The sequence below is a fragment of the Nocardia sp. CA-120079 genome, from assembly GCF_050955745.1.
Classification (GTDB): Bacteria; Actinomycetota; Actinomycetes; order Mycobacteriales; family Mycobacteriaceae; genus Nocardia.
Genome location: NZ_CP192088.1, coordinates 5786876 through 5806347, shown reverse-complemented (window position 1 = coordinate 5806347; position 19472 = coordinate 5786876). Strand labels below are relative to the sequence as shown.

The following is a 19472-nucleotide window of genomic DNA, read 5'->3' as shown; positions in this document are numbered from 1 at the left end:
CATGGAGTGGCACCTGCGCTTACGCGTTTGATTCGACTTGCGACCGTTGTCGCGGCCGTGGTGACACTGGCTTCGAGTGGCGGGGGCTCCGCGACTGCCGAGCAAAGCATCGACAGCACCCTCGGCGAGCGATGGACCGCTATGCACGACGGCCCGCAGCAGTATCCCGAGATCCATATCGACTGGGACGTCCCGATTCGCATGAGCGACGGGGTCGTACTCAAGGCCAATGTGTATCGACCCGTCGATGCGGCCAACAAGGTGGTCGGCCAGCCGTTGCCGACGATCGTGAACCTCACGCCCTACACCAAACTCATGAGCAATCTGGTCGATTCGGCATTCGCCGCGCCCGGGCTGCGGCCGTTCACCATGGATATCGTCCGGCGCCTCAATCTGTCCGGCACGCCGATCAGCGGATTCGGCGAGCTGATGCAGGCACTCGACGGCGGCATGATCCAGACCGTGCTCGGCATCGACCGCAATCTCATCCGCAGCGGGTACACGCTGGTAGTCGCGGACGTCCGCGGCACCGGCTTCTCCCAGGGCAACTGGAACACGCTCGGCAAGCGTGAACAATTGGACACCCGCGAGGTGATCGATTGGGCGGCGAAGCAGCCGTGGTCCAACGGCACTGTCGGTATGAGCGGCGGCTCCTATGCGGGCATCAATCAGCTGCGCGCGGCCGAAAACGCCCCTGCCGCACTGAAAGCCATCTTCCCGGTGGAGGCGGGAAGCGATCTGATGCGCGATGTCGTCGCGCCGGGCGGCGGTATCGGCACGACCTTCCTGCCGCTGTGGTTGAACAATGTGAACCAGACGAAGTTGATTCCCGACGTGCAGTCCATGCTCAACGGCACCTTCGACTGGAAATGGCTCCAGGCCAGGATGGCCGACCCGGCAACCAATTCCGATCTGCTGGCCCAGGCACTGCTCACCCCGTCGCTGGACCGGGTGCCGACGACACTGGCCGCCGCACTCGACGACGACAGTGAATTCCGGCAGGGGATCCTCGGGCATCCCGACCGAATTACGGTGCCCACCTTCATGTATGGCGGCTGGCACGACATCTTCGCCAACAGCGCGGCCAAACTCTACAACGTGATCCCACTGCCACAGGCGAAGAAGCAGTTGCTGATCGGCGATACCTATCATGCGAATCCGGGTGCCGGTACGGGTGCTGTCGGCGCGCCGCCGCGGCTGGATGTGCTGCAGCGGGTGTGGTTCGACAAGTGGCTCAAGGGCATCGATAACGGCATCGGCGACTTCGGGCCGATCACGCTGTGGGAGCAGGGCTCGGGCTGGAAGACATTGGGGCAGTTCCCGGAAACCGGTGTCACGCATCGCCGTGTCTACCTGTCCGCTACGTCGAGCGATACCGCCGAGCATGCGGTACACGACGGCTCGCTGTCCTCGACGGAGCCGAAGGAGCGCATCGCGCTGCCGGTGTCGCCGGGGGTGACCATGGCGTGCTCACGCGATGCCGCGCAGGGCTCCGCCGGTCTGGCCGCGCCATTCGATATCTGCGCCAAGGACTCTCGCATCGCCGAGGGCAACGGGCTGACCTTCACCAGCGCGCAGATGAGTCAGCCGACGGTGATCTCCGGGCCGATCAATGTGCACCTCAATGCGGTTCACGATGCGACGGACGGCTATTGGGACGTCACCGTCAACGATGTCTCGCCCGACGGCACGTCGACCGTGTTGACCACCGGCCAGCTCACCGCGTCGCTGCGCGCGGTGGACGAGGCGCGGAGTATGCGCTCGGCGAGCGGCGATTACACCGCGCCGTACAACCCGATCACCCTGGACAGCATGCTGCCCGTCGTGCCGGGAAAGCCGATGACGCTGGATATCGCGGTCATCCCGACGCAGGCGGTCTTGTTGCCCGGCCATCGGCTGCGGGTGGATGTGTTCGCTGGAAACGTGCCGAAGGCATTGGCTTTTCGACCGATGCTCAACGCCACCGAACTCAAGACGCAATACCTGCAGCTCGATCCGGATGCGCCCAGCTTCGTCAATCTGCCAACGGACCGGCCCATCGCCTGAAATGTGGCGAAAAGCTTGACGTAGGCGGGTTCCGCAAGTTATTCTATAAATGGGAAGCAATTCAGCGCGGGTCTGACGTGGCCCAAAAACATTGTCTTCTATTCTGATTCCGCACTCGACATTCAGTGTGTGCGAGTGTAATTTTGGACGTTGCGCTGGTTGCCTCCTGTCCACCTCACGAACCAATCGTTGTAAACATCATCCGCTGTGGTGATGTTTCCTTCGTGGTGCGCGAGTTTCGTTCGGGTGTGCGACCGGGGCGGAATTCGTCAGTAGACAAGCGATGTTCGCGCATTGCGTGAGGGGAAGGACGCACCTTGTCAGAATCGAGCCGGACGGTCGGTGCACCGAAACGGATTTCCTTCGCCAGGATCCGGGAGCCACTGGAGGTCCCCGGCCTGCTCGACGTGCAGACCGATTCGTTCGCCTGGTTGATCGGCGGCCCGGAATGGGAAGCCCGCGCCGCCGAGCTCGGCGTGGGTAGTTCGACAGGCGGATTGCAGGAGGTGCTCGAGGAGCTCTCGCCGATCGAGGACTTCTCCGGGTCGATGTCCCTTTCTTTTTCTGATCCTCGTTTCGAGGAGGTCAAGGCCTCCGTCGACGAGTGCAAAGACAAGGACATGACCTACGCGGCGCCGTTGTTCGTGACCGCCGAGTTCATCAACAACAACACCGGTGAGATCAAGAGCCAGACGGTCTTCATGGGTGATTTCCCGATGATGACCGATAAGGGCACGTTCATCATCAACGGCACCGAGCGCGTCGTCGTCTCGCAGCTGGTGCGTTCGCCGGGTGTGTATTTCGATCACAGCGTCGACAAGGGCACCGAGAAGGATCTGCACGGGGTGCGGGTCATTCCGTCGCGTGGTGCTTGGCTGGAGTTCGATGTCGACAAGCGCGACACCGTCGGTGTGCGCATCGACCGCAAGCGCCGCCAACCCGTGACGGTCTTCCTCAAGGCGCTCGGCTGGAGTTCCGAGCAGATCACGCAGCGCTTCGGTTTCTCCGAGGTCATGATGTCGACCCTGGAGAAGGACCATACGGTCGGCACCGATGATGCCCTGCTCGATGTCTATCGCAAGCTGCGGCCGGGTGAACCACCGACCAAGGAGTCCGCGCAAGCGCTCCTGGAGAACCTGTTCTTCAAGGACAAGCGCTACGACCTGGCGCGCGTGGGTCGCTACAAAATGAACAAGAAGCTCGGCATCAGCACCACCACGGACCAGGTGCTGAGCGAAGAGGATCTCATCGCGATCATCGAGTATCTGGTCCGGTTGCACGCGGGCGAAAGGACCATGACGGTGCCCGGTGGTGTCGAGGTTCCGGTCGAGGTCGATGACATCGACCATTTCGGCAACCGTCGCCTGCGCAGGGTCGGCGAGTTGATCCAGAACCAGATCCGGGTCGGCATGTCGCGGATGGAGCGGGTGGTCCGCGAGCGGATGACCACCCAGGACGTCGAAGCCATCACACCGCAGACGCTGATCAATATCCGTCCGGTCACGGCGTCGATCAGGGAGTTCTTCGGGACTTCGCAGCTGTCGGTGTTCATGGACCAGAACAACCCGCTGTCGGGCCTGACCAATAAGCGTCGGCTCTCGGCGCTGGGTCCTGGTGGTCTGTCCCGGGAACGCGCCAGCCTCGAACTGCGCGATGTGCACCACAGTCACTACGGCCGGATGTGCCCGATCGAGACCCCGGAAGGCCCGAATATCGGCCTGATCGGCTACCTGTCGGTGTACGCACGGGTGAACCCTTTCGGCTTCATCGAGACGCCGTACCGCAAGGTGGTCGACGGCAGGGTGACCGATGAGGTCGAGTACCTCACCGCCGACGAAGAGGAACGGTATGTGCGTGCGCAGGCCAATTCGCTGACCGACGCGGACGGGTACCTGGTGGAGGACAAGATCCTGGCCCGGCGCCTCGGCGAGGAAGTCGAATCGGTTCCGGCCGACGAGGTCGACTATATGGATGTCTCACCGCGCCAGATGGTTTCGGTCGCGACCGCGATGATTCCGTTCCTCGAGCACGACGACGCCAACCGTGCCCTCATGGGTGCGAACATGCAGCGCCAGGCCGTGCCGCTGATCCGCTCCGAGTCACCGATTGTCGGCACCGGTATGGAGTTTCGTGCCGCCCTCGATTCGGGCGATGTTGTCGTCAATGTGAAAGCCGGTGTGGTCGAGGAGGTTTCGGGCGACTTCATCACCGTCATGGCCGACGACGGCACCCGCAAGAGCTACCGGTTACGCAAGTTCGCCCGCTCGAACCAAGGCAATTGCGTCAACCAACGCCCGATCGTGGACGAGGGGCAGCGCGTCGAGTCCGGTCAGGTGCTCGCCGATGGTCCCTGCACCGAGAACGGTGAGATGGCCCTCGGCAAGAACCTGCTGGTGGCGATCATGCCGTGGGAGGGCCACAACTACGAGGACGCGATCATCCTGTCGCAGCGCCTCGTCGAACAGGATGTGCTCACCTCGATCCACATCGAGGAGCACGAAGTCGATGCCCGTGATACGAAACTCGGTGCCGAGGAGATCACCCGCGATATCCCGAACGTCTCCGACGAAGTGCTCGCCGATCTCGACGAGCGCGGCATCATCCGCGTCGGTGCGGAGGTGCGCCACGGCGACATCCTGGTCGGCAAGGTCACTCCCAAGGGGGAGACCGAGCTGACGCCGGAGGAACGATTGTTGCGGGCGATCTTCGGTGAGAAGGCGCGCGAAGTGCGCGACACCTCGATGAAGGTGCCGCATGGTCAATCGGGCAAAGTTATCGGTATTCGGGTGTTTTCGCGCGAGGACGACGATGATCTGCCGCCCGGCGTCAATGAACTCGTGCGCGTCTATGTGGCGCAGCAGCGCAAGATCCAGGACGGTGACAAGCTGGCCGGTCGCCACGGCAACAAGGGTGTCATCGGCAAGATCCTCCCCGCCGAGGACATGCCGTTCCTGCCCGATGGGACCCCGGTGGACATCATCCTGAACAGTCACGGTGTGCCGCGTCGTATGAACATCGGCCAGATCTTGGAGACCCACCTCGGGTGGATCGGCAAGGCGGGCTGGAAGATTCAGGGCACACCCGACTGGGCGAGTTCGCTGCCCGAGGAGATGCGGGCCGCGCCCGCGGACAGCAATCTCGCCACCCCGGTCTTCGACGGTGCGCGTGAGGAAGAGCTCAGCGGGCTGCTCGGCTGCACACTGCCGAACCGCGACGGCGAAGTGATGGTCGGCGCGGATGGTAAGGCGACATTGTTCGATGGACGTTCCGGTGAACCGTTCCCGTACCCGGTCGCGGTCGGCTACATGTACATCCTGAAGCTGCACCACCTGGTCGACGACAAGATCCACGCCCGTTCGACCGGTCCGTACTCGATGATCACCCAGCAGCCGCTCGGTGGTAAGGCGCAGTTCGGTGGTCAGCGCTTCGGTGAGATGGAGTGCTGGGCCATGCAGGCCTACGGCGCCGCTTACACGCTGCAGGAGCTGCTCACCATCAAATCCGACGATATCGCGGGCCGGGTCAAGGTCTACGAGGCGATCGTCAAGGGCGACAATATTCCGGAGCCGGGCATCCCGGAGTCGTTCAAGGTGCTTCTGAAGGAGCTCCAGTCGCTGTGCCTCAATGTCGAGGTACTGTCCTCCGACGGCGCCGCCATCGAAATGGGCGGCGTCGACGAGGACGATATCGATCGGACGGCGGCGAATCTGGGCATCAACCTGTCCCGCAACGAATCCGCGACCGTGGACGATCTACAGCTGTGACATCACCTGGGCCGCAATGAGTTCCAGGTGCGCCAGATCGTCGAGATCGAGGATCTGGAGATAGAGACGGGTAGACCCGATTTCGGCGTAGCGGGCGATCTTGTCGACGACCTCGGCGGGGGAGCCCGCGAGCCCGTTGGTCTTCAGTTCCTCGACCTCACGGCCGATGGCGGCGGCCCGGCGCGCCACCTCGGCATCGGAGGCGCCGACACAGGCCACCAGGGCATTGGAGTAGACCAGATCGTCGGGGCGGCGGCCACGAGCCTCGGCGGCCGCGCGCACGCGGTCGAACTGACGGGAGCTGTCCTCGGGCGAGGCGAAAGGCATATTGAATTCGGTGGCGTAGGTGGCGGCAAGGCGCGGGGTGCGGGTCGCACCGTGTCCGCCGATCAGCAGCGGTACCGGATCCTGCACCGGCTTCGGCAGGGCAGGGGAGTCCGTGATCGCGTAATGCGCACCTTCGAAGGTGAACTTATCGCCGACCTTGGTCGACCACAGGCCGGTGATGATCGCCAGCTGCTCCTCGAATCTGGTGAACTTGTCCTGCGGAAACGGGATGCCGTAGGCGGCATGTTCCTCGGCGAACCAGCCGCTGCCCAGTCCGAATTCGACTCGGCCGCCGGACATCTGATCCACCTGGGCGACCTGGATGGCCAGCGGTCCGGGTAGTCGGAAGGTGGCGGCTGTCACGAGGGTGCCGAGCCGGATGCGCTTGGTCTCCCTGGCCAGCCCGGCCAGGGTGATCCAGGCGTCGGTCGGACCGGGCCGGCCGTCCAGGCCGCCCATGGCGAGATAGTGGTCGGAGCGGAAGAACGCGTCGAAACCCAGATCCTCGGTGGCTTTGGCGACGGTGAGCAGCGTGTCGTAGCTTGCGCCCTGCTGCGGTTCGGTGAAGATGCGTAGATCCATGCCGACCATGGTGCCCGAGATTGATCTTGTCGGTCGGGTCTGATCGCGCCCGCTTATCATTGGCCCGTGGTTGGCGCGGTCGAATCGGAATCCGATCTACGCAAGGGCGTGTCGCCGAGATCGGTATTCGCCCAACGTCTGATGAGCTTGTTCGAGGCCGCGGGCAATCCGAAACTGCGGCAGGTTGCCGCTGCCGCCGAGGCACGGATGAAGGCGACTCGCGGGCCGGCCAAGGGCGGTACCGCATCGCTGCAGCGGATCAGCGATTGGCGCTCGGGCCGCAATGTACCAGCGCAATTCGAGACGCTGTTGCCGATTCTGCTCACTTTGATCGATCTGGCCAAGAAGTCGGCTGGGCCAGTGCAACGCCAGCTGGTGGATCTACCGGAATGGCGGCGGCTGTGGCAGGCGGCTGTCAGCTGGAAGCCCGAGAACGATCCGGCCACCGCCGTATGCCCCTATCGGGGGCTGACGTCGTATCAATCCGATGATGCCGCATGGTTTTTCGGCCGCAGCCGGGCCACCAACGACTTCACCGAGCTGGTGCTGAGCACGCTCGATACGCCCGGGGGCGGCATGGTCGCCCTGGTCGGCGCGTCGGGTGCGGGTAAATCCTCGCTGCTGCACGCCGGTTTGATCCCGGCGGTCCGGAAAGTCGAAAAGGATTGGCAGGTAAAGACACTCACTCCCGGCGCGCAACCGCGGACCGCGCTGGCCGAAGCGGTTGGCGGCGACTGGGCGATCGGCAAATGCGGCCTGTTGATCGTGGACCAGTTCGAGGAACTGTTCACCGCCTGCCAGGACGAGCAGGAACGCGAGGATTTCCTCGTCGCGTTGGCGGGGATGGCCGCGCCGCACGAAAGCCGTTGGGTTACAGTCGTATTGGCTGTTCGTGCCGACTTCTACGCACAGTGTCTCGACTATCCGATCCTCGAAGATGCACTGAACAACCGGGGTTATGTACTCGGCCCGATGCGCCTGAGCGAACTGTCCGAGGCCATTACCGGACCGGCCGCGGCGGCGGGACTCGAACTCGAACCCGGACTGGTCGAATTGGTGGTCACCGAACTCTGTGGCCTAGGCGATCACCAGAGCCGGCGCAGCTACGACCCCGGCGCACTGCCGCTGCTCTCCCATGTCATGGCGGCGACCTGGGAACATCGGGAACGACTACGCCTGACGGTGGCCGGCTACCGCAAGGCGGGCGGGGTCACGGGTTCGGTCGCGGCGACAGCAGAACACGCCTGGGTTGAACTCACCGTCGCTCAGCGGATCGAGGCGAAACCGCTGCTGCTGAGCCTGGTCAGCGTCGGCTCGGACGGTCACGACACCAGGCGGCGCGCCGCCCGCGCCGAATTGATCACCCGCGCGGTGGATTCCGAGGCCGCCGACGCGGTGCTGGAAACGCTGGTCCGCGCCAGGCTGGTCACCTCCGATGCCGACAGCGCCTATTTCACCCACGAAATCGTGCTGCGCGCCTGGCCTCGACTGCGGGCCTGGATCGAGGAGGATCGAGTCGGCTATCTGGTGCGCCAGCGGCTGGAAGCCGATGCGGTCGACTGGTTTTCCTCGGGCAATGACCCGGCCCTGCTCTACCGCGGCACCCGGCTGGCGACCGCGAAAGAAGCCGCCGCCCGGCATCCGGCCACCGAAACGGTGACCGAATTCCTCACCGCGGCACAGACTTCCCGTACGAAATCACGACGCTGGGCCGCCGCGACGCGTGCGGTGCTCGCCCTGCTCGGCGTCGGTGTCCTGGTCCTCGGCATCGCCGGCTACGGCCAGGTCCGGCTGAAAGACGAACAACGCGACAATGCTCTGCTATCGGCGGTGCTCGCCGAATCCGAGAGCCTGCGCACGACCGATCCCACCCTGTCCGCCCAACTCGCCCTCGTCGCCCATCGTCTCGAACCCGATGACCGGGACGTGAATTCGCGCCTGCTGAGTACACAGAATCTGCCGCTGGCCACTCCGCTGTCCGGACATGTCGGCGCGGTCGACCAACTCGCGTATCAACCAGGCGGCGCGCTGCTCGCTTCGGCGGGCGAAGACCACACCATCCGGCTGTGGGATCTCACCGATCGCGCGCGTCCACAGCCCATGGGCACGCCATTGAACTGCGATGCCGCCGCGACCTCGGTGACATTCAGCCCCGACGGGGAACTTCTCGCGGCGGCCTGCGGGACGGCATTGCAGCTGTGGAGTGTCGACGATCCGCGACACCCGGTCCCGGCGACGGCCCCGATCGCCGGGGGCGTCGTGCGGGTGGCCTTCGGTCCGACCGGACGGCTGCTCGCGGCGGCGGACAACAATCGCACCGTCACGCTGTGGAATTTGCAGAACCCGGCCGCACCGACGAAAATCGGTGCCCCGCTGCTGATTCCGCAGCAGGTTCGATCGATGTCGTTCCACCCCAGGGGATCCTGGCTCGCCGTCGCCTACGACGACGCGATCCAACTCTGGACGATCGGGGACGCCCCCACACCGCTGGGCGCGCCGATCCCGATCCCGGCGCGGCCGGTGCGGGCGGTGGCGGTCGGCCAGGACGGTGCGACCCTGGCGGTCGGCAGCGGTGGTGATTCGCCGTGGGCGGAGAATACCGGCGATGCCACCGTCGGACTGTGGGATGTCACCGATCCGGTCCGGCCTGTCTTTCGCAGTTCGCTACTCGCGACGGCCAATTCGGCGGTGCGCTCGCTCGCGTTCAGCCCGGACAGCGACGTCCTTGCCGCAGGCAACCGCAATGGCGTCACGGTGTGGAATATCGCCGACCGCGCCAATCCCCGGCCGCTCGGCGAACCGCTGCTGGCATCGTCGTCACCGTGCCCCGAGGTCAGTACCATGTTGGTCTGCCAGGACGCGCAGAACTCGCTGGCCTTCGCCCCGGACGGGCATACCGTCGCCGCTGCCGGCGCGCTCGGCGTGGTCCGGCTCTGGTCGCTGGCCCCCGCGGTGCTTCCCGGGCGGCTCGGGTGGTTGCCGGTGCCGCCGGCATTCAGCGCCGCGGGCACCATTGTGACCGGCGCGATCAACGGCCGGGTCGGGCTATGGGATGTGCGCGATCGCGCCGATCTGCGCAAACTCGCCGACCTCGGTCCGGGCCCCACCGAGTTGTATGCGGCGGGAGCTTCGCTGAGCCGAGACGGACGCACCGCCGTATCGACGGTCGGATCACCGCCGCGGGTGATTCTGCACGATGTCAGCGATCCCGCGCATGTGCACACGCTGGCGGAACTGCCCGGCGTCTTTGCCGCCATGTTCAGTCCGGGCGGTCGCTATCTGTGGACCATTGCCGACGACGCGACCTGGTCGTTCCAGGCGTGGGACCTGGCCGACCGGGCCCATCCGGTTGCACTGGGGCGTCGGCTGCCGCTGGCCACCGGCAGCGGTGGCGCATTCGCCATGTACAGCTCCGGCGATGAGCTGATGGCCACCATGTCCTTCGATCGGGTGCATACCGGCCAGGACCGATACGTCATCCGGCTCTGGGATATGTCGAATCCGGCCGAACCCCATGTGCTGAGCGAGATTCCGAGCGAGCCGACCAAACCGTTCGGCTGGATCGGTGTTACGCCCGACAGCAAGACGCTGGTTAGTCTCGCGGCAGATACCCTGCAGACCTGGGATATCTCCGATCCCGCCGCGGTGCGCAAACTCGGTGAGCCGATCGCGACGCATGGCTTGAATATTCTGTCCGTCGACTTCAGTCCTGATAGCGCGACTATGGCGACCTCGAGCGCGGATTCGACCGTGCGGATCTGGGATTTCAGCGACCGCGCGCATCCGAGACCGCTCGGCCATTCGATCACCGTGCCGAGCACGACGAGCTGGCAGTTGGCCCTCGATCCGGCGGGCCGATATCTGGTCGGCACCGGCAACGGCGTGATGAGCATGTGGGATCTGGATCCGCAACACGCGATCGCGCGTATCTGCGATGTCGGTCGCGCGGTATTGACCCGGGAGGTGTGGCAGGCGCATGTGCCGCGGATGGCCTATCGTCCGCCCTGCTGATCAGCCCGCCCTGCTTGATCAGAGTGCGCAGAAGGTTCGTGTGGCCGCATCGTCGAGAAACCGTGCGGCGGAGGCGTTGTCGGCGAGGTAGTGGAATTCGTTGCCGGTGAGCAGCACGATGCGGCTGCCGTCCGGACTGGCGATGACCCGATTGTCGTAGCCGAGTGTCCGGCCGAGGTAGGTCCAGACCGGACCGCAGGATGCCTGCGCATGCAGGACGCCGAGACCGTAGCCGTTGCCCGCATCGGAGGTCGGCACGGTGGTGGTGAGTTCGGTCTGTTGCGCGGGCGGCAACAGACGGCCGGAGAACAGAGCATGGGTGAAGGTGGCGAAGTCGTCCAGGGTGGAGATCATCGCGCCCGCCGCGCCATAGATCTGCGGGTCGGCGACCGAGATATCGCGTTGCCAGGTGTAGCCGTGCAGCCAGTTGCCGTGTGGGTTCGGGTCGGTGACCGGATAGGTCGTGTCGCGCAGGTGCAGTGGTTCGATGATGCGTTCGCGAACTTCGTCGGCCGTGTGTCGACCGGTCACGGCGGTGATCACCATGCTCGCGAGGACATAGTTGGTGTTGGCATAGGAGAACTGCTCGCCGGGCGCTCCGGTCCGACCCCGCTGCAGCGCGATATCGACCTCCGCCCGGGGGGACCACGCGGGCCACGCCGCGACCCCGGCGATATAGGGCAGTGAGATCCTGGGATCGTCGGTGTATTCCGGCAGCCCGGAGGTGTGGTTGAGCAACTGGCGAACGGTGATGCCCGCACTGTCGGGCACTGTGCCCGGAATCCAGCGGTCGATGGGGTCGTCGAGGGACAGTCGCTGTTCGGCTTCCAGTTGCAGCAGGACCACGGCCACGAACGCCTTCGTGAAGCTGCCGATACGCAACCGTGCCTTCGGGTCGGCGGGGGTGCGAGTCGACAGCTCGCCGTAGCCCGCGTGCACGTAACGCGTTTCGGATCCGCTCCGGACCAATCCGATGACACCTGGGAAACCGTTCGTGACTCCGGCGTCGGCACCCGCCTGCAAGATATCGACCGGCTGCTCCTCGGCCCGCGCGACGCCCGGCGTTGCCAATACGACGAGCACAGCGGCGACTATTCCCCTGATGGCAGTCATTCCCCTCCTGCGGCATGTGCGATGTTCCGCGGCATCAAGCTACGGCAACCGACATACCGGCATTCCGGTCCGGAATTCCGGTGCGTGCCCGTGAACTGCGCAGATCCGTCACTCGGCATGCCGATCGGTAGCTACATGCACGCGCCGCCGCATAACGTCCGGTCGTCGAGCGGGAACAGGAATCACGCCGGCCGGACCATATGGAGGGGAGTTCGGCGGGTGCGACTCCTGTTCCCGCGGTCGTCGGCAACCACACACGGAGGGGAACCTTGAGTACGTCCAGTACTGCCTACCTCGTAATCCCCTCCGGTCGGTATCGGCTCGCGGGCATGGGGAACCGGCTGGGCGCGCGGCTCATCGATACCGTCATCGTCGGCATACCGATCGGTATTGTTGCCGCGGCCGTGGTCGCGAGCACTGACTCGTCGAACGAATTCCCCGCCGAGACCGATTCCGGATTCGGCGTGGGCGCCGCACTGCTGGTCGTTGCACTCGGCTTGCTCGCGAGCATCGCTTATGACGTCGGCTTGACCGCGACCCAGGGCGCGACCTTCGGGAAGAAGGCGCTCGGCATTCGCGTCGCGCGGATCGACACCGCCGACGCGCCGGAGGAGGGTATCGGCTTCGCGGCGGCCTTGATCCGCTGGGCCACTCTCGTGCTGCCGAGCGCCCTCTGTGTTATCTGGGGTGTGCTGTGTGCGGTGTCGCCGTATTTCGATCATGTCGCCCGGCGGGGCTGGCATGACAAGGTTGCCGAGACTTTCGTCCTCGCGGCGGCGTAGCGCGGGCTACCGATAGGGTCGGCGTGGTGAGCGCAGGCATGACATATCGGCCGGTTGTCGTCGTGATGGGCGTCTCCGGATGCGGGAAGTCCACGGTCGGTGCACTGATTGCCGAGACACTGCAGGTCGAATACGCCGAGGGCGACGATTTCCATCCGTCTTCGAATATCGAGAAGATGGCGGCCGGTGTGCCACTGACGGACGCGGATCGCGCGCCGTGGCTCGATATCGTGGCGGCGTGGCTGGGGGAGCGGCGCGAGCGCGGCGGTGTGGTCAGCTGCTCGGCGCTCAAGCGCGGCTATCGCGATCGATTGCGTGCGGCCGCACCCGAGGCGTTCTTCGTCCATCTGTCCGCATCGCGCGCGGAACTGGCTCGCCGGATGGAGACGCGCCGTGGCCATTTCATGCCCGCGACGTTGCTCGACTCGCAGCTCGCCGCGTTGCAGCCCTTGGCCCCGGATGAATTCGGCGTCACCGTGGACGCGACCGCGGATCCCGCCGAGCTGGTCCGCGAGGCGGTAACCGCGTGGGAGTCGAGCTGACTCAGGTGTCCGTGCGTCGCCGCACGACCCGGGTCGCCAGCCAGGCCACGCCGAGTATGAGCAGTGGGGTGAGCAGCAGCAGCGGGACCGTCGCCGCACCCGCGAGCGGATGCAGCCAGCCCGCGACGGTATCGCACATCGCGTCGATCAGGGTGCGAGCCAACTCGGCCACTGGCGAGTGCTCGTCCGGTCCGGTGCTGGCGTGGTCCGGCCATCGATTCACGGCCAACACCCTACGACATCGGATCGGTATATCCGGTAGATCCACGGCCGGACACTCAGCAACCTCACAGCTGCGAATCTGGCATCGTGGAGGTATGACAAATCGCCCGCTACCGGTACGGAGCATCGCGGTGCTGACCGCGATGGTCTTCGTCATTACCGGCAGCGTGCTCGGACGCGACGGCATTACCGCGATAGATCAGCCGGGGACCGATTGGGTGATCCAGCGGCGCGCCGGGCTGGTCACGCCGGTTGCGATCGGGGTCAGCGACTTGGGCGGCACGCCGGCGATGACGGCGCTGGCGATGGTCCTGTGTCTCGTGCTGGCCTGGCGTCGGCGGTGGCCGGAGGCGGTGCTGGCCGGTGTCGCGACCGCGGGCGCGGGCGTGCTCGTCGTGGTCGGCAAACATCTGGTCGGTCGTACTCGCCCGCCTGAGGCGGATCGCCTTGTCACCGAGACCAATCAGGCATTTCCGTCCGGACACAGTCTCGGATCGATTGTGGTGATCGGACTCCTTGCCGCGGTGGTGCTTACGCGACTGCACCGCCCGGCCGCTCGCCGCATCGCGGTGACCGTCGCTGCCGTATTTGTTGTGGCTGTTGGTCTTTCCCGCTGGTATCTGGGCGTGCACTGGCCGACCGATGTGCTCGGCGGCTGGTGTATCGGCGCGCTGTGGCTCGCGCTGTGTCTGGCGGCGTACCGGGCCTATCTGGTCGGCAGGGCCGGTGTGGTGCACTCTCCGCCGGAGACATTGGGAATACAGACACCCGCGGCCTCCGACAGCAGCAGCGCCCCGCCGACCAGTGCGGCCACCGCGATCGCACCGAAGACGAACACCCACAGCAGCGCGGGGATATGAGTGAGCCGGGCGAGCTGATCGGCGTCGGAGTCCGCGCCCTGCGGCATATTCCAGCGGCGGACTCGCCCGCGCTGCAATTCGATCACCGGCCGGGTGCCCGCGAGCAGTAGGAACCACGCGCCGAGATACGCGAAACCGGCCTGGACCGTATCGGTTCCGAACCAGGACACCGCGAAGACGATGGCGCCCAAGCCGAATACCGTCAGCAGTCCGTAGACATTGCGCACCTTGATCAGGACGGCGGCGAGCAAAGCGATCGCGGTCCAGAGCATGAGGGTGATCCGGTTCGCGCCGAGCAGTGCGGCGAAGCCGAGACCGAGCAGCGGCGGCGAGGGATAGCCCGCCATCGCGGTCAGAATCATGCCGAGGCCGTAGGGTTTTCCGCTCGATACGGTCAGACCGGAGGTGTCGGAGTGCAGCGTGATGCTGTTGAGCCTGCGGCCGGTGAGCAGTGCGGTGAGCGCGTGGCCGCCCTCGTGCGCGATGGTGACCACATTGCGGGTGATCCGCCACAGCGGGCTGTATCCGACCAGAATCAGGGCCGCGACTGCTGTCGCGATGACCAACCACCATGGTGGCGCTGCCTGGGTTGTGGTGAGCCGGTCCGCGATGGAGGCGCCGCGCTCGACGAATTCCGCTGTTTGCACCGCCGCACCTTATCCGGCCGCGGCGCGCTTCGCTGAGTCGTCGCGAGCCGGTCAGGTGGTGACGAGCTCGCCGAGATCCGCCGATCTGCGGGCGGCTTCGAGCAATCGCAAGGTGGTGACGGCGTCGCGGGGGTCGACCGGAACGGGTGCGCCGTCCAGGATTGCGGCGGCCATGGCGTTGTAGAACGCCGGATAGTCGCCCGCTAGTGTGGGGACCGGTTCGATGTCGGGATCCGCGCCTACCGTTCCCCACCGATCGGGTTCGACTGTGCCCCAAGGATCGTCACCGGGGCGATGGCCCGACCGCAATGCGTTCTCCTGCGGATCCAATCCGTAAGTGAGGTAACCGGCTTCGGAACCGAGCACCCTGAATCGGGGTCCTAGCTGTGGAGTTACCGCGCTCATCCAGAGGTGCGATCGCACACCCGAGGTGTGGGTGAGTGCGATGAACGCGTCGTCATCGGTCTGGATATTCGGCCGCCGCCGGTCCAGTTCGCCGTACACCGAGCGCGCGGGACCGAACAGTGTCACCGCCTGGTCGATCAGGTGACTGCCGAGGTCGAACAGCAGTCCGGCGCCGTCGTCGGCGGAACCGACTTCGCGCCAGCCGCCCTTCGGCACCGGGCGCCACCGCTCGAACCGTGACTCGAAACGGCGTACTTCGCCGAGCCGCCCGTCCTCGATCAGCTGCCGCACCGTCAGGAAGTCGCCATCCCAGCGCCGGTTCTGGAAGACCGATAGCGCCAGACCGGCGCGCTCGGCCCGCGCGATCAGATCCTCGCCCTCGGCCACGTTCACTGCGAACGGCTTGTCGACGACCACCGGCAGCCCGGCGTCCAGCGCCTGCCGAGCCAGCGGCGCATGCGTTCGATTCGGCGTCGCGATAACCACCAGATCGATGCCCGCGGCATCGGCAAATAATTCATCCGCACTTGCCAACACCCGCACCCCGGGATGCTCGCGCCGCGCCTGCCCCGCCCGCTCGGATGACCCCGTAACCACCGCCGCCACCCGCATCCGCGGCTGCGCGGCGATGAGCGGCGCATGGAACACCGACCCGGCCAATCCGTACCCGACGATGGCGACCTGCAGGCTCATCGTTGCGACGCTACCGTACCTCTTGACTTGTTGTTGCGACAACAGATACTGTTGTCGCAACAACAATCAATGCGGACCGGGGAGTGCTCCGATGTATGTGATCTATGAAGAAGCTGTTATTTCCGGAGAGATCGAGGAGATCTGGCGGGCCGCTACCGACGTGGCCAACTGGCCGTCCTGGGATCCGCACGAGGAGAAGGCTCGGATCGATGGGCCGTTCGTGCCGGGAACCACGGGCTGGGTGAAACCCAAAGGCGCACCGGCTGGTCCGTTCACCATCACCGCCGTTGATGCTGGACGTTCGTGGACAAGTGAGGCCGGGATTCCGTTCGGCAAGATCCGCGGTCACTACACCTACGCACCGCTCGGCGACGGAGCCGTACGTGTCGCGAAGCGGATGGAGGTGCACGGCCCGTTCCGGCCGATCTTCCGGCTGATCTGGGAGCGCGGCATTCGCGCCGATATGCAGCTGACCATCGCGGCGCTGGAACTCGAGGCACGGCGACTCGGGGGCGAACATGGCTGAACCACAAGGCCCACTGATGAGTCCGGGCTTCTGGCTGCATCACGCCGCGTTGGAATGGCGCGCCACCGTCGAACGCAACCTGCGCCCCCTCGGCCTCACCCTGACCCAATTCAACCTGCTCGCCTCGGCCGGTTGGCTCGGCAGGCAGGGCGAACCACCGACCCAACAGCAGGTAGTCGACATGGCAGGCGCCGACCGGATGATGGGCTCCCGCGTAATCCGCGTCCTGGAAGACCGCACTCTCCTGACCCGCCGCCCCGACTCCGACGACGCCCGAATCCTGCGCATCGAAGTCACCGCGGAAGGCCGCACCCTGGCCCGCCGCGCCATCCGCATCGTCGTCGACACCGACGAACAATTCTTCGGCTCCGATAGCGACCCCCTCCGTGACCGCCTCAAATCGATTGCCGCGCAACGTATTGGGATATGACCGGTTTGGATGGTGTGCACATGAATTGCGGCGATGATTTCGACGACCCCATCTCGATTCGCCCGCAACAAAGCGCCTTTGCCCTTGGATTGCTGATCCTCCCGGCGCAGTATGCGATCGGCCTGGATTTACACCCATACGGTGATCGGATCACCGGTTCGACGCTCGGCTTCCCGATACATTCGCATCGGCCGCCGCGAATACCGGGATAGTGGACTCGCCGCGCCGAAATAGATTGCTACCGAGTTGCTTGACCAAGATCACATTTCGAGATGTGATATCGGGGTGGCACAACGATGGTGGCAGGATCTATCGCCGATGGCGGGGTCGTTCGTCATGGCGACCGGAATCGTGTCGGTGGGGTTGCATCTCACCGGATTCGAAGTCGTCTCGTGGCTGATATTCGCACTCGCGGCGGCGGTCTGGCTGCTGCTCGCGATCGACTTCGGCACGCGACTGCTGTGGCATCGTTCGCAATGGGATGCCGAGGCCGATACCCCGCCCGCATTGACCGGGGTCGCGGCGACAACGGTGCTCGGGACGCGGTTGTCACTGTCGGGCTGGCAGATTGCGGCTTGCGCACTATTGGTGCTTGCCGCGGCGATCTGGCCCGGACTATTGCTCGCGGTACTGCGGCATTGGAATCGGCGGATGGCGGGCGGGGCATTCCTGGTTTGTGTTTCTACCCAGGGCCTCGCGGTGCTGGCGGGGACACTGGCGCGGGCCGATGTCGGTGATTGGCTCGCCTGGGTGGCGTTGGCGTTGTTCTGTATCGGTGTGCTGCTTTATCTCGCGGCCTTCGCTCATTTCGATATTCGGCAGGTGTGGATCGGTGCGGGCGATCAATGGGTCGCCACCGGTGCACTGGCGATTTCGACACTGGCAGCCGCCAGACTTGTCGGCGCACACCAGTGGACCGGGGCCGTGCATCGGCTGCTCGAGGTGGTCGCGCTGATCGTCCTCGGCCGCAACCTGTTCGGCTACACGATCCTGATGGTCGCCGAGGTGATCCGCCCGCGACCCGAGTACGACATCCGGCGCTGGGCCACGGTTTTCCCGCTCGGCATGACCGCGGTCGCGACGCTGACCACCAGTGCGGCCATCGACCTGCCCGCGCTGCGCGCGCTCGGCGACCTGCTGCTTCTGGTGGCGGTGGGCGCATGGACACTCACTTTCGCCGTATTGCTCGCGGACCGAACGACATTCGAATCCGATCGGTCCGCGTAATCGGCGGGTTCGGCGACGCGGCACCTGGCCGGGTCGGGGCGTAGGCTCCGACGAATGGTGCCCGCCTCCCACGTGGCCGCTTTCGCTGTCGCCGCACTGATCATCATCGTAATTCCTGGCCCGAATGTGCTTTTCGCGATCGGACGGGCCCTGGCGCACGGTCGGCGCACGGCATTGCTTTCGGTGTTGGGGGCGACGGTGGGGTCGGCGCTGCCGCTGATTGCCGTTGCGCTGGGGTTGGGCGTGGTGCTCGCGGCGTCGGCTGTGCTGCTGACGATCGTCAAGGTGGTGGGTGCGGGTTATCTGATCTACCTGGGCGTCATGGCGATTCGGGAGCGGAAGAGTCTCGCGGGTGCGCTGCATTCGCACGCACCGGATACGAATCCGCGGCGAATGTTCCGGCAAGGTGTGATCGTCGGTGCCACGAATCCGAAGACCATCGTGTTCTTCGCCGCCGTCCTACCGCAGTTCGCCGACCCGGCCACGGGTGCATTGCCCTTGCAGTTGCTGACCCTCGGTTCGGTCGGGCTCGGCATCCAGATACTCAGCGATGGAACATGGGCCGTGGTCGCGGGTGCCGCGCGATCATGGTTCGTCCGCTCACCGCGCCGCCTCGAATCGGTCGGTGCCACCGGCGGATTGATGATCATCGGCGTCGGTGCGAGCGTCGCGCTGAGCGGTACCAACTGAGGATTATGCGTGGTTGGTGGTGTTCCAGAAACCGATCCACAGCGCACCCCACCAGCATGCCTGGGAGATGAGCAGGGTCAGTGCGCCGCGGGCGATCAGTGGTCGATCGAGGATCCCGCCGCGGGCCGCGACTCGGTCGGTGAAGGCGGATGCTTGTAGACCGTTCAGCGTCAGGGCGACGACCAGCGCCATTTTGGTCTGGGTGGTGTGGTTGGCGATATTCGGTTCGAGGAGTACGCCGCTGGCGACCAGGCCGGTGACGCCCAGCCAGATGGGCAGTTGGAGGCGGTCGGCGACGGTCAGCATTTCGCGTAGGGGTGTGCGGCGCAGGACCCAGGCCACGGCGAAATAGTCCACCGCAAGCACCGCGCCGAAGCCCAGGACCAGCGATGCCAGATGGATGAGCAACGCCGCATGGTGCAGCGCTGGCGTGCAATGCAATTGGGTCGACAGCCAGATCGCCGTCGCGAGCGCGGCGCAGGTGGCGACCGTCCGGATGGCGAAACCGCGCCGGGTATGTTCCCCACCCACCAGCGCCGTCATCGGCGCCGCTCCAAGTCGCGGCCCTGCATTCTCGATCCTCACTCACACAACTCACCCAACCT

At 65.4% G+C, this 19472-nt stretch carries 15 protein-coding genes and 1 pseudogene; 10 read left to right on the top strand and 6 right to left on the bottom strand.

Annotated features, from left to right (window positions below; translation table 11 throughout):
- Nucleotides 1-27 precede the first annotated feature (27 nt).
- Together ACQPYR_RS26780 and ACQPYR_RS26775 are read left to right on the top strand one after the other, a co-directional pair.
- Entirely contained in the window at nt 28-2046 is a 2019-nt protein-coding gene (locus ACQPYR_RS26780) for a CocE/NonD family hydrolase (RefSeq protein ID WP_433621705.1), read from the top strand.
- 317 nt (nt 2047-2363) lie between these two features.
- The gene (locus ACQPYR_RS26775; RefSeq protein WP_433621703.1) at nt 2364-5810 is read left to right on the top strand and encodes a DNA-directed RNA polymerase subunit beta; all 3447 of its coding nucleotides are present in this window, start codon (nt 2364-2366) and stop codon (nt 5808-5810) included.
- On the opposite strand, the gene ACQPYR_RS26770 is transcribed toward ACQPYR_RS26775, so the two are convergent.
- Nucleotides 5799-6719, bottom strand: a complete 921-nt coding sequence (locus ACQPYR_RS26770) for an LLM class F420-dependent oxidoreductase (RefSeq protein WP_433621701.1) — start codon at nt 6717-6719, stop codon at nt 5799-5801. The two genes, ACQPYR_RS26775 and ACQPYR_RS26770, sit on opposite strands and share 12 nt — an antisense overlap.
- A gap of 66 nt (nt 6720-6785) precedes the next feature.
- Between ACQPYR_RS26770 and ACQPYR_RS26765 the strand changes: the two genes are divergently transcribed.
- On the top strand, nt 6786-10730 hold the full coding sequence (locus ACQPYR_RS26765; RefSeq protein ID WP_433621699.1) for a hypothetical protein: 3945 nt from the start codon (nt 6786-6788) through the stop codon (nt 10728-10730).
- 18 nt (nt 10731-10748) lie between these two features.
- Here the strand turns inward: ACQPYR_RS26765 and ACQPYR_RS26760 are convergent, their stop codons facing one another.
- On the bottom strand, nt 10749-11843 hold the full coding sequence (locus tag ACQPYR_RS26760) for a serine hydrolase domain-containing protein (protein ID WP_433621697.1): 1095 nt from the start codon (nt 11841-11843) through the stop codon (nt 10749-10751).
- A 269-nt stretch (nt 11844-12112) separates the two neighbouring features.
- Between ACQPYR_RS26760 and ACQPYR_RS26755 the strand changes: the two genes are divergently transcribed.
- The gene (locus ACQPYR_RS26755) at nt 12113-12625 is read left to right on the top strand and encodes an RDD family protein (protein WP_433621695.1); all 513 of its coding nucleotides are present in this window, start codon (nt 12113-12115) and stop codon (nt 12623-12625) included.
- 38 nt (nt 12626-12663) lie between these two features.
- The gene (locus ACQPYR_RS26750; RefSeq protein WP_433635251.1) at nt 12664-13167 is read left to right on the top strand and encodes a gluconokinase; all 504 of its coding nucleotides are present in this window, start codon (nt 12664-12666) and stop codon (nt 13165-13167) included.
- Nucleotide 13168: 1 nt separating this feature from the next.
- Here the strand turns inward: ACQPYR_RS26750 and ACQPYR_RS26745 are convergent, their stop codons facing one another.
- Complete coding sequence (locus ACQPYR_RS26745) at nt 13169-13390, bottom strand: hypothetical protein (protein ID WP_433621694.1); 222 nt, start codon at nt 13388-13390, stop codon at nt 13169-13171.
- Nucleotides 13391-13484: 94 nt separating this feature from the next.
- Here ACQPYR_RS26745 and ACQPYR_RS26740 point away from each other — a divergent pair.
- Nucleotides 13485-14078 (top strand): annotated as a pseudogene (locus tag ACQPYR_RS26740) (phosphatase PAP2 family protein); the annotation flags it as partial.
- Between the two features lie 17 nt (nt 14079-14095).
- Here ACQPYR_RS26740 and ACQPYR_RS26735 read toward each other — a convergent pair.
- The gene (locus ACQPYR_RS26735; protein WP_040695980.1) at nt 14096-14896 is read right to left on the bottom strand and encodes a M50 family metallopeptidase; all 801 of its coding nucleotides are present in this window, start codon (nt 14894-14896) and stop codon (nt 14096-14098) included.
- A 51-nt stretch (nt 14897-14947) separates the two neighbouring features.
- Nucleotides 14948-15994, bottom strand: coding sequence for a Gfo/Idh/MocA family oxidoreductase (locus tag ACQPYR_RS26730; RefSeq protein WP_433621692.1), 1047 nt, complete (start codon nt 15992-15994; stop codon nt 14948-14950).
- Between the two features lie 91 nt (nt 15995-16085).
- On the opposite strand from ACQPYR_RS26730, the gene ACQPYR_RS26725 reads away from it, so the two are divergent.
- The 4 genes from ACQPYR_RS26725 (at nt 16086) to ACQPYR_RS26710 (ending at nt 18867) form a co-directional block, all read left to right on the top strand.
- Nucleotides 16086-16520: an SRPBCC family protein gene (locus ACQPYR_RS26725; protein WP_433621691.1), complete on the top strand. Its 435-nt coding sequence runs from the start codon at nt 16086-16088 to the stop codon at nt 16518-16520.
- Nucleotides 16513-16950, top strand: coding sequence for a MarR family winged helix-turn-helix transcriptional regulator (locus ACQPYR_RS26720; RefSeq protein ID WP_433621689.1), 438 nt, complete (start codon nt 16513-16515; stop codon nt 16948-16950). The genes ACQPYR_RS26725 and ACQPYR_RS26720 overlap by 8 nt, the downstream gene beginning before the upstream one ends.
- Nucleotides 16951-17268: 318 nt before the next feature.
- Nucleotides 17269-18177: a tellurite resistance/C4-dicarboxylate transporter family protein gene (locus ACQPYR_RS26715; protein WP_433621687.1), complete on the top strand. Its 909-nt coding sequence runs from the start codon at nt 17269-17271 to the stop codon at nt 18175-18177.
- A 54-nt stretch (nt 18178-18231) separates the two neighbouring features.
- Complete coding sequence (locus ACQPYR_RS26710) at nt 18232-18867, top strand: LysE family translocator (RefSeq protein ID WP_433621685.1); 636 nt, start codon at nt 18232-18234, stop codon at nt 18865-18867.
- 3 nt (nt 18868-18870) lie between these two features.
- Here ACQPYR_RS26710 and ACQPYR_RS26705 read toward each other — a convergent pair whose 3' ends face one another.
- The gene (locus ACQPYR_RS26705; protein ID WP_433621683.1) at nt 18871-19410 is read right to left on the bottom strand and encodes a hypothetical protein; all 540 of its coding nucleotides are present in this window, start codon (nt 19408-19410) and stop codon (nt 18871-18873) included.
- Nucleotides 19411-19472: the final 62 nt, after the last annotated feature.